This window comes from Kluyvera ascorbata (assembly GCF_023195735.1).
Classification (GTDB): Bacteria; Pseudomonadota; Gammaproteobacteria; order Enterobacterales; family Enterobacteriaceae; genus Kluyvera; species Kluyvera ascorbata.
Genome location: NZ_CP096201.1, coordinates 4,114,107 through 4,129,475 on the forward strand (window position 1 = coordinate 4,114,107; position 15,369 = coordinate 4,129,475).

The 15,369-nt window shown below is 52.6% G+C and carries 15 protein-coding genes; 10 read left to right on the forward strand and 5 right to left on the reverse strand.

All coding sequences use genetic code 11. The features are described from left to right. The first annotated feature begins 113 nt into the window (after positions 1-113). The 8 genes from panD to MY052_RS19755 all read left to right on the forward strand — a co-directional run bounded on the left by panD (position 114) and on the right by MY052_RS19755 (position 7,799). The gene (gene panD / locus MY052_RS19720; protein WP_035891933.1) at positions 114-494 is read left to right on the forward strand and encodes an aspartate 1-decarboxylase; all 381 of its coding nucleotides are present in this window, start codon (positions 114-116) and stop codon (positions 492-494) included. A 359-nt stretch (positions 495-853) separates the two neighbouring features. After that, a complete protein-coding gene (locus MY052_RS19725; protein WP_315405163.1) occupies positions 854-1,438 on the forward strand; it encodes a fimbrial protein in 585 nt (194 codons plus the stop codon). 61 nt (positions 1,439-1,499) lie between these two features. Then, positions 1,500-2,234, forward strand: a complete 735-nt coding sequence (locus MY052_RS19730; RefSeq protein ID WP_248537683.1) for a fimbrial chaperone — start codon at positions 1,500-1,502, stop codon at positions 2,232-2,234. Positions 2,235-2,291: 57 nt separating this feature from the next. Next, positions 2,292-4,868 (forward strand): outer membrane usher protein, encoded by a 2,577-nt coding sequence (locus MY052_RS19735; RefSeq protein WP_248538971.1) that lies wholly within the window; start codon positions 2,292-2,294, stop codon positions 4,866-4,868. A gap of 18 nt (positions 4,869-4,886) precedes the next feature. Beyond that, on the forward strand, positions 4,887-5,462 hold the full coding sequence (locus MY052_RS19740; protein WP_338033433.1) for a fimbrial protein: 576 nt from the start codon (positions 4,887-4,889) through the stop codon (positions 5,460-5,462). Positions 5,463-5,486: 24 nt separating this feature from the next. Next, positions 5,487-6,047: a fimbrial protein gene (locus MY052_RS19745; protein WP_248538973.1), complete on the forward strand. Its 561-nt coding sequence runs from the start codon at positions 5,487-5,489 to the stop codon at positions 6,045-6,047. 22 nt (positions 6,048-6,069) lie between these two features. Beyond that, positions 6,070-6,666 (forward strand): fimbrial-like protein, encoded by a 597-nt coding sequence (locus MY052_RS19750; protein ID WP_420828626.1) that lies wholly within the window; start codon positions 6,070-6,072, stop codon positions 6,664-6,666. A gap of 23 nt (positions 6,667-6,689) precedes the next feature. Further along, on the forward strand, positions 6,690-7,799 hold the full coding sequence (locus MY052_RS19755) for a fimbrial protein (RefSeq protein WP_248537684.1): 1,110 nt from the start codon (positions 6,690-6,692) through the stop codon (positions 7,797-7,799). Between the two features lie 2 nt (positions 7,800-7,801). Here the strand turns inward: MY052_RS19755 and MY052_RS19760 are convergent, their stop codons facing one another. The 4 genes from MY052_RS19760 to MY052_RS19775 all read right to left on the reverse strand — a co-directional run bounded on the left by MY052_RS19760 (position 7,802) and on the right by MY052_RS19775 (position 11,340). Further along, positions 7,802-9,031, reverse strand: coding sequence for a polysaccharide deacetylase family protein (locus MY052_RS19760; RefSeq protein ID WP_248537685.1), 1,230 nt, complete (start codon positions 9,029-9,031; stop codon positions 7,802-7,804). Positions 9,032-9,094: 63 nt separating this feature from the next. Further along, positions 9,095-9,535: a PTS sugar transporter subunit IIA gene (locus tag MY052_RS19765; RefSeq protein WP_123650784.1), complete on the reverse strand. Its 441-nt coding sequence runs from the start codon at positions 9,533-9,535 to the stop codon at positions 9,095-9,097. A gap of 111 nt (positions 9,536-9,646) precedes the next feature. Beyond that, positions 9,647-10,417, reverse strand: a complete 771-nt coding sequence (locus MY052_RS19770; RefSeq protein WP_035891927.1) for an ABC transporter permease — start codon at positions 10,415-10,417, stop codon at positions 9,647-9,649. Further along, positions 10,414-11,340, reverse strand: a complete 927-nt coding sequence (locus MY052_RS19775) for an ABC transporter ATP-binding protein (protein ID WP_035891926.1) — start codon at positions 11,338-11,340, stop codon at positions 10,414-10,416. The genes MY052_RS19770 and MY052_RS19775 overlap by 4 nt, the downstream gene beginning before the upstream one ends. A 101-nt stretch (positions 11,341-11,441) precedes the next feature. On the opposite strand from MY052_RS19775, the gene can reads away from it, so the two are divergent. After that, the gene (gene can, locus MY052_RS19780) at positions 11,442-12,104 is read left to right on the forward strand and encodes a carbonate dehydratase (protein WP_035891925.1); all 663 of its coding nucleotides are present in this window, start codon (positions 11,442-11,444) and stop codon (positions 12,102-12,104) included. Positions 12,105-12,194: 90 nt separating this feature from the next. On the opposite strand, the gene hpt is transcribed toward can, so the two are convergent. Beyond that, complete coding sequence (gene hpt, locus MY052_RS19785) at positions 12,195-12,731, reverse strand: hypoxanthine phosphoribosyltransferase (protein ID WP_248537686.1); 537 nt, start codon at positions 12,729-12,731, stop codon at positions 12,195-12,197. Positions 12,732-12,935: 204 nt separating this feature from the next. On the opposite strand from hpt, the gene MY052_RS19790 reads away from it, so the two are divergent. Beyond that, positions 12,936-15,326 carry a glucose/quinate/shikimate family membrane-bound PQQ-dependent dehydrogenase gene (locus MY052_RS19790; protein WP_248537687.1) on the forward strand — a complete coding sequence of 797 codons (2,391 nt, stop codon included), beginning with the start codon at positions 12,936-12,938 and terminating at the stop codon, positions 15,324-15,326. Positions 15,327-15,369 lie beyond the last annotated feature (43 nt).

The window sequence follows — 15,369 nt, forward strand, 5'->3', positions numbered from 1 at the left end:
AGCAAGGTTAATCGCATATGGACACCTGGTATAAATCGGGCAATACTGCCTGCGAAATTTCTCAAAGCAGTCGTGAACTGCTTTGTTTCCGTTAAGAATTAAAGGTAAACGCTATGATTCGCACAATGCTGCAGGGCAAACTCCACCGCGTGAAAGTCACACATGCCGACCTGCACTATGAAGGTTCCTGCGCGATTGACCAGGACTTCCTCGACGCCGCCGGTATTCTGGAAAACGAAGCCATTGATATCTGGAATGTGAACAACGGCAAGCGTTTCTCCACCTACGCTATCGCGGCAGAACGCGGTTCGAAAATCATCTCCGTCAACGGCGCTGCGGCGCACAACGCTGACGTAGGCGATATCGTTATCATCGCCAGCTTCGTAACCATGAGTGATGAAGAAGCGCGTACCTGGCGCCCGAACGTTGCCTATTTCGAAGGCGACAACGAAATGAAACGCACCGCGAAAGCCATTCCGGTACAGGTAGCTTGAAGCAAATTGCGGGGACAGCCTGAGTCAGGTTATCTCCGCACATTTTATTCCATGTAACGGGACATCATAATACATTTAATAAATTAGTATAACCCGTCATCGTGTTATCTATTGCGAGTTCCCTCCTACTTTCTTGAATTAATCCTTTTCTCAAAATCAGCAATAAGCCGCATAAGATGGCTACAGATGGTGCTGCATGCCAGTATTATTGAGGCATACGCCACTAGATTCAAATATAACTTAACGCACCCTTTAGAAAATATAACGACAAAGAATTGTAATTCGCACATATAATCCAAAGTGTTGTCAGGAAATTAAATGAATTAATTTTTATCATCACTCATAAATGGACGTTATATATGTTTTATAAAACAACACTGGCTACTGCCTTCGCCGTAGCGACAATGGGTTCTCTTTCAGCACAGGCTGCTGATATAGGTCTTATTACTTTTGATGGCGCAGTCACGGATACGACCTGTACCATCACAACCAATAACGGCGTTGATGCAAACAATGTCACCATTTCACTCCCTGTCGTACAGAAAACCGATGTTGAAGGCACAACCCTCGATAAAGGGGTGGGTGAAAAAGAATTCGAATTGAAGCTCACTAATTGCCCGGACGGACAAGCGAGCGCCTCCGCCACCTTTACCTCACAGCAGTTTGCCGATCTCACTAACGGTACGCTAAAAAGCGACCCCACTGTGGCAGGCCACGCTAACAACGTCAACCTGGCGCTCTACAACAACGCTAGCGCAGATAAAACTCGTATTAACATCGGGCTCGCTGGCAACAATACCCAAGCCGCCGACACCAGTACTGGTGAAGGCACGCTCTCCTATCGCGTGGCCTATGTTCCCAGCGCTGACTGGGCCAAAGGCACAAACGATATCACTGCTGGTAGCGTGAACAGTAACGTGACCTTCACAATGACCTATCAATAATTACGTTGATGCACAGGCGCTTACCTATCAGGTGAAGCGCCTTTAATATTTATGGATGAATATGATGAGTCTGACTAAAACCACCCAATCTGCACTATTGTTTGGTGCAACCTTTCTGGCATCTCATGCCGCTCTCGCCGATATAGTGATTTCCGGCACCCGTGTTATCTACCCGGAATCAGCCAAAGACGTGACGGTAAATATGGAAAACCGAGGAGGAAAACCGCTATTAGTGCAAACCTGGCTAGACGATGGCCGCGATACCACTAACCCACAGGAACTGAAGCTTCCTTTCATCATCACACCGCCAGTATCACGTGTTGATGCCGGAAAAGGCCAGACGGTGCGTATCACCTGGCTTGGGCAGCCACTCGCTCAGGACAGAGAAACCATGTACTGGTTTAACGTACTTGAAGTGCCGCCAAAAGCCAAAAACGCTGAAACCCAAAATATGCTGCAGTTGGCGTTCCGCACCCGTATCAAAATGTTCTTCCGCCCAAATGGATTGAAAGGCTCGCCTTCAGCCGCAGCGGCACAATTAACATGGTCTCAGCAACAGCAAAACAGCAAGCCTGTTTTGGTTGCACGCAACGATTCACCCTATTACATCTCGCTGGCAAAAGTCACCGCTCAGTCTGGTAGCACATCAGAAGAAGTTGAGCCGCACGTTGTCGCGCCGTTCAGTAGCCAGGCAATGACATTCACTCGTACCAGTTCGACGAAAGTCACCCAAATTACCTACGCATCGATTAATGATTTCGGTGGAGTAGAACAACACCAGACGGTCATAAAATAACATAACAACCCGCTAGCAGTGCTGCTGCTGTTAGTAACTAATGGATTAGTGAAGAGATTGTTACTGCATCGTTCGATTTACTGCATTTTTATCTATTTTGCTGCTCAGGCTCCATCCTTTGCGGCCGATACCTCTACGCCTCAACCTTCTGATGAAGAAGTCGAATTCAACGATCAATTCTTATTTAACACCGGTAATAATATTGACATTAGCCGCTTCTCAAAAGGCAACCCCATCGTTCCTGGTACATTCAAAACCCAACTATCACTAAACAAAAGAAAAAAGCTGTTGACCAATTTTACCTTTAAGGATAATAACACCCCGCGAGCCACACCCTGCTTCACCAAAAAAATATTGATGCAGATAGGGATTAAAGCGGATGCAATTAAAGAAAAACTTAAAAAATACGACGAAGATACCTGCATTGATATCACCAGCGCCTTCCCCGGTATGAGTTGGGATTTCGACGCCAGTACCCAGGTTCTCAACCTCAATTCGCCGCAGATTTATATCGACAGACACCCGAATGGCTATATTGATCCTTCGCTCTGGGATGACGGGATCGCAGCAGCTATGCTTTCATATGATCTCAACGCATGGCGCAGCCATAGCGCCAATAGCACGACTGAAACCGCCTATGCTGGCCTGAAATATGGTCTGAATATCGGGCCGTGGCACCTGCGTTCACGAGGCACTCTCAACTGGGATCAGGACAACGGCGCTGACTACGCCAGCCAGGACATTTATCTACAGCGCGACCTCACGCAGCTACATTCACAGTTGTTGCTTGGCGATTCCTATACGCGTGGCGATGTATTTAACGCTTTCAACCTGCGCGGAATGCGTATTTATAACGATGACCGTATGCTGCCGGGCGGGATCTCGACGTATGCGCCTACGATTCATGGCATTGCCACCAGCAATGCTAAAGTCACCGTGACGCAAAGCGGAAATAAAATTTATGAAAGCACCGTTCCGCCGGGTGAATTCGAAATTAGCGACTTGAGCACCGTGGGCTATGGCAGCGATCTGGTGGTTACCGTCGAAGAGTCGGACGGTAGCCAGCGAACCTTTTCCGTACCTTACTCTTCCGTCAGCCAGCTGATTCGCCCCGGCAATGCCCGCTGGGATATCGGCGTAGGGGAGCTGAATGATAGCAATTTGAAGACACGCCCCAAAGTGGGCTATCTCTCCGGCTTTTACGGCTTAACGGATCTTGTCACGGGATACGCTGGCGCGCAGTATGCCGATAACCATTATTTTTCCGGCTTGTTGGGGTTGGCAGTCAATACGCGGCTGGGTGCATTCTCATTGGATGCCACCTATTCCGACGCTGACATTAGCGGCCTGGGCGCGCTAAGCGGCCAAAGCTATCGCCTCTCCTGGAGCAAGCTGATTGAGCCGACACACACCTCTTTCAACGTCGCCGCCTACCGTTTTTCAACGGCAAACTATCTGACGCTAAGCGATGCCGCCACGCTCGCCGACGAAATCCAAAGCAGCACGGGCAACGATAGCAACAGCACCTATAACAGCTATCAACGGATGAAAAACCAAATACAGATGAATGTGAGCCAACCGCTGGCGGCGGAAAAAAAGGACTATGGCTCGCTTTATCTGACAGGAAGCTGGCAAAACTACTGGAATAACAGTAGCACCACATCTCAATACTCTGTGGGTTATAACAACTCGTTCAGCCTGGGCAGCTACAGTATCTCATTACAGCGCAGCTACAACGAATATGGCGAAAAAGACGACCGGCTATATATCAACCTGAGCATTCCACTTGAAACGCTGTTTGGTCACGAAAAATCCACGGCCGGATTCTCCAGTATCAACACCAGCCTGAGTTCAGACCTCAAAAATAATTCTACGCTGAATACCAGCGCTAACGGTAATACCGAAGATTACCGATTTAGCTACAGCATCAATGCCAGCGCTACTCATGCTGATGGCAGCGATACCAAACAAATCGGCGGATACGGTAGCTACAACAGCGCCTATGGTCCATTAAGCCTCTCCGCCTCCGCCGCAGACGGAAGTAACCGCCAGACATCCTTGAGCTACAGCGGAGGTATGCTGCTGCACTCCGGAGGAATGACGCTTGCTCCCGGCAGCATCGGCGACACAGATACGCTGGCGCTGGTCAACGCTCCCGGGGCAAAGGGCTCACGCTTAACAACCGGCGATGGCGTTATCGACGGTTCTGGCTACGCCATCATGCCGTATTTGTCTGCTTATCGGGAAAACACAATTGGTCTTGATATCTCCAGCCTGGAATCCGACGTGGAGATTAAAAGCACCAGCACCATCGCCATACCGCGCAGCGGCGCCGTCATTCGAGTCGATTTTGAAACCGATCAGGGCCGCTCTCTGCTGCTCGATCTGCACCGTTCAGACAACGGTTTTATCCCGCTTGGCGCAGATGTGCTCAATGAAAAAGGGCTTTCCATCGGCGCCGTCGGCCAGGCGGGGCAGGCTTATGTCCGCGGCGTGCAGGACAATGGCACGCTACGCGTCATATGGGGAAATACCGCCAACAGCAGCTGTACAGTGACATATCGCATTACGGAGTCTGCGCAAAAGGTGGGGTTGAGCATCATGCTGAATAACCAAACCTGCCAGATGGATTAATTTCACAAGGAGTGTTTTATGCAATCATCACGGTTCTTTATACGTATTATCATCTTGCTGACGCTGTGCGTAAGCTCGCCGTCTATGGCTAGCGGCACGATCAACCTCGACCTGACCTTTACCGCGACGCTTCGTGAGACAACTTGCGATATGACCCTTGAAGGCGGCACCGGCGACGGCACAAACAATATTATTCCCATCGGCAGCGGCGGGATTACCCAACTGGATAAAATCGTCAACGCCGACAGCTCCGCGACTACCGCGTTTAAGCTCAAAATCGTCGATTGCCCGTCAAGCTTAACCAAACTGAAAACCACCATCACCGGTACCGCTTCCAGCATTCAGACGGCGATTAGCAATTCGGCGACCAATAACGCGGCCAGCAACGTTGGCGTCAGCATTGCCCGGGCCATCACGCCCGATCAACCTTTTGAAATCAACGCCACCGACGATGCCAAAAGCCTGCTTTGGACATCAAGCGAAATCAGCGCCAAGGAAGTGCCATTAGTTGCTCGGCTCATGGAAACGGCAACCGGTAAAGGAACAACCGGTATTTTCAGCGCCACCGCAACGTTTAATTTCGAGTATGAGTAACGGCAAGGAGCCAAAAAAATGAAAATGCGTACCCTGATATCTTTGATTACTATCACCCTGGCCACCGCGTGTTTTTCTCCGGTAACCCTCGCCGACATCACCGGCACGACTAGCGTCCAGGCAACGTTTACCTCAACCATTGAAGCCGGCACCTGCACAGCACAAATCCAGAGCGCGGGCGGGCAAGCCATCAGCACGCTCGCTTTTGGTGACGTATTTAAATCCGATCTGGTGGCACAAAGCCGCAGCGAATCCTTCAAAATTGCCTTCAGCGACTGTATGGGTGTTAAATCCGCCAGCATTCAGGCCACTTCCGGCAGCGGCGGCGGCTGTTCTGGCCCGGATTCTGACGGCGATTCATTCTCCGCGGGCAACGCCACCGGCTTTGAAATCTGGAAGGGAGAGGCAGGCGCAGGAACGCTATTAAGCTGCAATACCAAACCCGCACAGAACATCACCATTAGCGATACCGATGTCGATGTTAAGATGAATGCCCGCATCGTGATTGCCAAGACACGAACTATCAGCGACGTCACGGCTGGCAACGTCAGCGCCCCGGTCACCTTCCTGGTAACGTATCAATAGCGGATAAGGTTGGGAGAAAATCGTGTTATTCACGCTGAGTAAAAAAATACGCACCATCTTCAGCCTATTAACGTACCTGGCAGCCGTAAGCACCTGTCAGGCGGGCGACGCCAACCTGGAGATGACCCTCAGCGCCAATATTGTTGAAAACACCTGCCAGATATCCGTGTCTGACGGCGGTCAGGTACATCTCCCTACCGTCGGAAAGGGGTGGTTTTATAACCCTGACGGCAGCTCACGCCTTGCCCCCACCGACGCCGCTGCGGGTACCGCCTTTACAATAAACGTAGAAAGCTGCCCGGAAGATAATATGACGGTGAATACGCTGAGCTTCAGCTTCCAGCCGCAAAGCGGGCGGTGGCCAACAGGTAGCAAGCAGGTGTTTATCAACGAAACGCCAGCGACAGAAAGCGGCGCGGATAACGTCGGGATTGTTATTTTCTCAACGGCGCACCACGCCAATGTACTCAACAGCGATGGTACCTCTAGCGTCACCATTGATATACAAAACAATGCCTGGGCCACCGAGTATGAGTTCTATGCCCGGCCACAAAATACCGGCCCGGTTAGCGCAGGAAAAATTACCAGCAACGTACTGGTCAGCACCATTTATAACTAATTCAGGATGAAGGAAGGTTTCCTATGTTTATCACACGACGAAAACCGGCAAGGCGTCTTTATTTTCTGCTCGCCGCGCTGTTAATAGTAACTGGCCCAGTGCATGCCGCGATTGAGTGTCGGTTTGATGACGGCAGCGGTGGTACGACAACGCTGGTCAATGGCATATCCTCAAATAATATTCGCTGGAGCCAGTCCGGCGGCCCCATGAATTCGAGTGATGAGATATTGCTCGCCACGGTAGATTTAACGCTGAGCCCCTCGCTGCAATCTACCTGTAGCATAGGTCAGAATGGCGAGGTATTAAAAGGCAAGCCCGATTATTCTTATGTTTACGCAACGAGCGCATATGATGATGGCGCAGTCCGGTATTATACCAATATTCCCGGTATCTACTTTACTGCCAAAATTTATTCCGATGCCGGTGGCGGTTTCTTCAAGGGTTCGGACTCGAGCAGCGACGATGGTTGGGTTGTGGTGGAAGCCGATCACAACGACGAACGCTGGAAAAATAAAACCTGGAAGGCACTCATTCATATTTTTCAGTACAACTATGAGTTCGGCGGAAATACCGGCGGTGTCACCACATTAACGCCCAAAACCAGCTTTTCACTGGGGCAAATGGCAATTGGCGACAGAACCGATAGAACTAACAAGCCCTGGACATTCAACGTTACGCCAAGCAGCTTTCAAATCCCCATTATTACCACCACCTGCCAGGCCGCAGCGCTGAGCGATGGCTCAACCAATATCGATCTCGGTGACTATATGTTTGCCGATTTTAATCAATCAACGCGTAGCCAGGATGTGTACGTACAACTTAAAGGCTGCAATAACCTGTTTGGCGCTGATGTGAAAATCACCTCGAATAAAACAACGGGAAGCAGTAACGACCTGCTGGGGAATACGCTCACCAGCAATGCCGCCTCCGGCGTAGGCGTCAAACTGCTGAGCGGGTGGACCTACAGTCAACTCATCCCAAACTCATCCCTCGAAACACGCTACAACTTCAATACCGGTTCAAACACCACGGCCAACGTATTTAGTTTTAGCGCTCAATTGGTCAAAGACGGTAATCCGATGAAGGCCGGAGAGTTCAAAGCCGCCGCCACTGTGTTGATGTCCTACTACTAACCTTACCCCTGCGGTTGATTGACTATCAGCCGCGACATCGTCTCCAGCGAATCCGTCCGCATAATATACAGACGCTTCAGCAGCATCGGATTATCCCCCGGCTTCACCTTCCCTTTTACCGTCGTCACCGCCAGATGAAAACCGGCATCGCTCGCCGCCTGCACCGCCGTCGCGTTATAGCCACCGAACGGGTACGAGAGATAAAGCACGTGCGGATTAAACTGCGCCAGCGCCCGTCGTGAGTGTTCAAAATCAAACAGGATATTGTGATAGCTCCGGCTCAGCAAAATTGGCCGACGGTGAGCATCTACCCGGTGCAGGAAGTGGGTATGTGACTGGAAATCAAAAACATCTTTAATCTCTTCCAGCTCGGAAACGCTCATAAACTGCAGCGACTTCGGCGCCCACTTCTGTGGATGGCGCTTAATGCGCGAGGTGATGATAAACGCCGTGGCTTTAAAACCGTACTGCTTGAGTATCGGGTAGGCGTAGCGGCTGACCGACTTTAGCCCATCGTCAAAGGTTATCACCACCGCGCGCGCAGGAAGATTGGCGCGATTATGAACATAGTCCTCAAGCTGATACATGGTCAGCGTGGTATAGCCCATATCGCGCAGCCAGGTCATCTGGTTACTAAAGGCACGTACCGAGGTAGTGGTGGAGGTATGACGAAAACGGGTGTTCTCTTCATCGCGCAAAATATGGTGGTAGGTAATGACCGGAATGCCGTTATCCGGCTGGGCGTCCAGCGCGCTGATATAGGCCAGACGTTCCCCGATGCGAATCTGATACCAGGTCTGGTTGAGCCGGTCTTTCAGCTTGTTGATAACCGGATAGCGCAGGTTCTCCGCCAACGTACCGAGTGGTGCGCTACCGATATCCGGCGCGTTGTAGACCGGCGTGTCTTTCCAGGTCACCAGATTCTGATTGCTCAGCGGTTTGTTTAAATCCCCCAGCCCATCCTCAACGCGCTGTTTACCCTGCACTGGCTCAAGGTGGCCTTTATCGATAAAGCCCTTACCGAAACCAAAGCTAAAGGTGTAGTAGTCTTCAACATCGGGCTCAATGGCGATGATTTGCCCGGCACGCAGGTTGCCCACGGTCATCGTTTTATTGCCGACACGCGCCCATATAGCGGCATCCTCAGTTGTCTGCATATAACGTGTGGGCAACGCGGCGGCCACGCTGCCGGTGAGGAAAAGCAGGAAGAAAACAACCGTACGTATAGCCATGAGCAATAACCGAAGCGGGAAACGACTCTACTATTGTAACAAAAGCTACATCAATACCAATGTTTAAGACTCATACAGGTCGTGAAGCAGAACAAAGGGCGGATTTTTCTGCTGCTGATGCCACAGGCTGGTCACTCCGGGCGAACCCAGCGTCACAATGCGCTCGCGAAAGGCGCTGCTGCTGAGGGAATCCCGCAGAGGAATCATTTGTTCAATTAATGAATAGTGGATACCCGCGATCACTTCGCAGCCGCTGTGCTTATGGCTCATCAGCGCGGCCACGCGATACGGGGCAGCGCCCGCGTTATCGGTGAGAAAAATAACCCCGTCCCCAGAATCAGTCTGATGCAGCGCATCGCACATCATGCGGCTGAGCATATTTGAACTCAGCCCTCGCCAGTAATTGACGGCCCGACACTGCGGCAGCGGCCCATATTTTTTTTCCAAACGATCCAGCAGTTCCTGTGCTTTGTCGTCGTGGCAGGAAATGACCCAACCTAACATAACTTGCCTCCTTAGCAGGCAAGCAGTTTAGCTAAGTAATCAATTAAGCGGGGTGATGACTGTCAAAGAATGGTTCCCGGCAGCGTTTACCTGCCGGGAAATACAGCACTGCTAGCTGCGCAGGCCGCGCCCACGCTGGATGAGATACCAGCACAGCAGATAAAACGCGGCGATGAACACCACCAGCACGCCAAATGTCGTCACCAGTGGGACATCGTTAATGCCGAGGAAGCCGTAGCGGAAGCCGCTAATCATGTAGACGATCGGGTTCAGGTGCGACAGTCCCTGCCAGAACGGTGGCAGCAGCGTCAGCGAATAGAACACCCCGCCGAGGTAGGTCAGCGGCGTCAGCACGAAGGTTGGGATCAGGCTGATGTCATCGAAGGTTTTGGCGAAGACCGCGTTAAGCAGGCCAGCAAGCGAGAACAGCACAGCGGTCAGGATCAGCGTCAGCGCCACAAACACCCACGAGTGAACCTGGAACGGCACGAAGAACAGCGAAATAGCCGTGACCAGAATCCCCACGCATAGGCCACGTGCCACGCCGCCGCCGACAAACCCGGCGATGATAACGTGCGTTGGCACCGGTGCCACCAGCAGCTCTTCAATGTTGCGCTGGAACTTCGCGCTGAAGAATGACGAGGCCACGTTGGCATAGGCGTTGGTAATCACCGCCATCATAATCAGACCCGGCACGATAAACTGCATGTAGGTAAAGCCGTGCATTTCACCGATACGGGAACCGATCAGGTTGCCGAAAATAATAAAGTACAGCGTCATGGTGATGACGGGTGGTACCAGCGTCTGGATCCAGATACGCATAAAGCGGTGGATCTCTTTCGCCCAGATGCTTTTCAGCGCAACCCAGTAAAGCTGCATCATGCGCGATCTCCTTGTTTTTCATGAACCAGCGAGACAAACAGCTCTTCAAGGCGGTTCGCTTTGTTACGCATACTCAGTACCTGGATGCCCTGCGCGCTCAGCTGCGCAAAGACGCTGTTAATCCCCTGCTCACGCAGCACTTCAACTTCCAGCGTCGAGGTATCCACCAGCGTGTGCTTGTAACCTTCGAGCTTCGGCAGCGGGCTTTTCGGCGCCAGATCGAGAATAAAGGTTTCTGACTTCAGCTTGGATAGCAGCTCCTTCATCGAGGTGTTCTCTACCAGTTCACCGCGCTGGATGATGCCGATATTGCGGCACAGCATTTCTGCCTCTTCCAGATAGTGGGTGGTCAGAATGATGGTGGTGCCTTTGTCGTTGAGATCCTTGAGGAATCCCCACATGGAGCGACGTAGTTCAATATCAACGCCCGCGGTAGGTTCGTCGAGAATCAACAGCTTTGGTTCATGCATCAGCGCACGCGCAATCATCAGACGACGCTTCATCCCGCCGGAGAGCATCCGCGCACGTTCGTTGCGTTTTTCCCACAGATCGAGCTGCTTCAGGTATTTTTCGCTGCGGATGACCGCTTCTTTATGCTCAACGCCGTAATAACCCGCCTGGTTCACCACGATTTGCTGCACGGTTTCAAACGGGTTGAAGTTGAACTCCTGCGGTACCAGCCCAAGCTGACGTTTGGCGTTGACCACATCTTTTTGCAGGTCATAACCAAATACGCTCACGCGTCCCGAGGTTTTGTTCACCAGCGAGCTGATAATCCCGATGGTGGTGGATTTACCCGCGCCGTTCGGCCCCAGAAGCGCGTAGAAATCACCGGCTTCGACTTTAAGATCGATCCCACGCAGCGCCTGTACGCCGCCAGGATAGGTCTTTGTCAGTTGCTCTAATTCCAGTGCAATGGTCATAGATTTTCGCTTACCTTACATTCTGATACTTGATATTTGGTTTTAATAAATCAGGAGTTGCCCTATATTAACCCAACGAAAATTACTGGGTTACCGCTTCCATGAACGACATAGATACACTCATCAGCAACAATGCACTATGGTCAAAGATGCTGAGAGAAGAGGATCCCGGCTTTTTTGCGACGCTGTCGCAAGCGCAAAAACCTCGTTTTTTATGGATTGGATGTTCTGACAGCCGCGTCCCCGCCGAGCGCCTGACCGGGCTTGAGCCTGGCGAACTGTTCGTCCACCGTAACGTCGCTAACCTGGTTATCCACACCGATCTTAACTGCCTTTCCGTGGTGCAGTATGCCGTTGATGTTCTGGAAGTTGAACACATTATTATCTGTGGCCACTACGGCTGCGGCGGCGTACAGGCGGCGGTGGAAAATCCAGAGCTGGGGTTAATCGACAACTGGCTGCTGCACATTCGCGATATCTGGTTCAAACATAGTTCATTGCTGGGCGAGATGCCGCCGGAGCGCCGCATGGATACGCTATGCGAGTTGAACGTCATGGAGCAAGTGTATAACCTGGGCCATTCGACGATTATGCAATCAGCATGGAAACGTGGGCAGAAGGTGACGATTCACGGTTGGGCGTACGGTATTCACGACGGCCTGCTGCGCGACCTTGATGTGACCGCCACGAGCCGCGAAACCCTCGAGCAGCGTTACCGCCACGGGATTTCCAACCTCAAGTTAAAACATATCAATCATAAATAAGGGAAATCATCCCTTGTCGCCCGGCCGAACGCAGTGAAGCCGGGTGTGTCCCGGAGTCGGCGTTCCGCCTCGTCCGGGCTACCTGCAAACTTACCCGTCTAACAGCACCACTTTGCCAACGTATGGCAGGTGGCGGTAACGCTGAGCGTAATCAATCCCGTAACCCACGACGAATTCGTCCGGAATAGAGAAGCCGACAAACTCAACCGGCACTTCAACTTCACGACGGGTTGGTTTATCCAGCAGCGTACAAATCGCCAGCGACTTCGGCTCGCGCAGGCTCAGGATCTCACGCACTTTCGACAGGGTGTTCCCGGAGTCGATAATGTCTTCGACGATCAGCACGTCTTTACCGCGAATATCTTCGTCGAGATCTTTGAGGATTTTCACGTCGCGGGTGGTGGACATACCGCTGCCATAGCTGGATGCCGTCATAAAATCGACTTCGTGCGGAACCTGTACTTCACGGCACAGGTCAGCCATGAACATGAACGAGCCGCGCAGCAGACCGACTAACACCATTTCGCTGCCGCTGTCTTTATAACGCTCGTTAATCAGACGACCCAGTTCAGCGATACGCGCCTTGATCTCCGCTTCCGGGATCATCACTTCAACAGTATGTTTCATTTAACTAACCACATGATTTTAAATGTAAATCACTCAACCCGTTAACCCAGAGTCACGAGGTTGATCAGCAAGCGAGAAAGTATACCAGCAAAACGATTCATGCGGCTAATTCGATAATAAAGCTCAATTTGTGATTTCGATCACACTTGTTAAATCCTATAATGAAATGAAAGCAATAATTAACAAACAAATGGACACTCTTCTATGGCTGAAACAAATCATCAACGTCCAGGACTTCTCGGGAGGCTAACTGCCCTCTTCGCGGCGTTCTGCGGCTTATATCTATTGATTGGCGGCATATGGCTGGTCGCGATTGGGGGTTCCTGGTATTACCCTATCGCGGGTCTGGTGATGCTGGGCATTACCGCACAGCTTTGGCGCGCTAAGCGTTCAGCGCTGTGGCTTTACGCCGTACTGCTGCTGGCAACCATGGTGTGGGGCGTGTGGGAAGTCGGCTTCGACTTCTGGGCGCTTACGCCGCGTAGCGACGTACTGGTTATCTTCGGCGTCTGGCTGATTTTGCCATTCGTCTGGCGCCGTCTGGTGGTACCGTCGAGCGGAGCCGTCGCGGCGCTGGTCGTCGCGCTGGTTATCAGCGCCGGTATCCTGACCTGGGCTGGTTTCCATGACCCGCAGGAAGTGAACGGCACGCTGAGCGCAGATGCGACGCCAGCAGAGCCAATCTCTCAGGTTGCCGATCAAGACTGGCCGGCCTATGGCCGCAACCAGGAAGGTCAGCGCTTCTCGCCGCTGAAGCAGATTAACGCCGATAACGTGCATAATCTGAAGGAAGCCTGGGTGTTCCGTACCGGCGACCTGAAGCAGCCAAACGATCCGGGTGAAATCACTAACGAAGTCACCCCTATCAAGATTGGCAATATGCTCTACCTCTGCACCGCCCACCAGCGCGTGTTTGCCCTGGACGCGGCAACCGGTAAAGAGAAATGGCACTTTGACCCGCAGCTCGGCACCGACCCAAGCTTCCAGCACGTGACCTGCCGTGGCGTGTCTTACCATGAAGCGACCGCTGCGAACGCATCCCCTGACGTGGTTGCCGACTGTCCGCGCCGTATTATCCTGCCGGTGAACGATGGCCGTATCTTTGCCCTCAACGCCGACACCGGTAAGCTGTGTGAAAGCTTTGCCAACAAAGGCATTCTCAACCTGCAAACCGACATGCCGGTCACCACACCGGGTATGTACGAACCTACTTCACCACCGATTATCACCGATAAAGTTATCGTGATTGCCGGTGCGGTCACCGATAACTTCTCCACCCGTGAGCCATCTGGCGTTATCCGCGGCTTTGACGTTAACAGCGGCAAACTGCTGTGGGCCTTTGACCCGGGCGCGAAAGACCCGAATGCGATTCCAGGCGAAGGCCAGCACTACACCTTCAACTCGCCGAACTCCTGGGCTCCAGCAGCCTATGATGCGAAGCTGGATCTGGTGTATCTGCCAATGGGCGTCACCACGCCAGATATCTGGGGTGGCAACCGTACGCCAGAGCAGGAACGCTACGCGAGCTCGATTGTGGCGCTGAATGCGACCACCGGTAAGCTTGCCTGGAGCTACCAGACCGTTCACCACGATCTGTGGGATATGGATATGCCGTCCCAGCCAACGCTGGCAGACATCTCCGTTGACGGTAAAACGGTGCCGGTTATCTACGCGCCAGCGAAAACCGGTAACATCTTCGTGCTCGACCGCCGTAACGGCGAGCTGGTCGTTCCGGCACCGGAAAAACCGGTTCCACAGGGCGCGGCCAAAGGCGACTACGTCACCAAAACCCAGCCGTTCTCCGATCTGAGCTTCCGTCCGAAGAAAGATCTGACCGGTGCGGATATGTGGGGCGCCACCATGTTCGACCAGCTGGTGTGCCGCGTGATGTTCCACAAACTGCGCTATGACGGCATTTTCACCCCGCCGTCCGAGCAGGGCACGCTGGTGTTCCCGGGTAACCTGGGGATGTTCGAGTGGGGCGGTATCTCCGTCGACCCTAACCGTCAGGTGGCGATTGCTAACCCAATGGCGCTGCCGTTTGTATCGAAGCTGATTCCACGCGGACCTGGCAACCCAATGGAGCCGCCGAAAGACGCGAAGTCCAGCGGTACCGAGTCCGGCATTCAGCCGCAGTACGGCGTGCAGTTTGGCGTAACGCTGAACGCGTTCCTGTCACCGTTTGGTCTGCCATGCAAACAGCCAGCCTGGGGTTATATCTCCGCGCTGGATCTGAAAACCAACGAAGTGGTATGGAAAAAACGTCTGGGTACGCCGCAGGATAGCCTGCCGTTCCCAATGCCGGTTCCGCTGCCGTTCAACATGGGTATGCCGATGCTGGGTGGCCCAATCTCCACGGCGGGTAACGTGCTGTTTATCGCGGCAACCGCCGATAACTACCTGCGCGCATACAACATGAGCAACGGTGAGAAACTGTGGCAGGGTCGTCTGCCAGCAGGTGGTCAGGCAACGCCGATGACCTATGAGGTTAATGGCAAGCAGTACGTGGTCATTTCCGCAGGCGGTCACGGTTCGTTTGGTACGAAGATGGGTGATTATATCGTCGCCTATGCGTTACCTGACGACGCGAAGTAAGCGTTAGCGCCGACCCCGGGGTCGGCGTATACGCCTCGCCCGG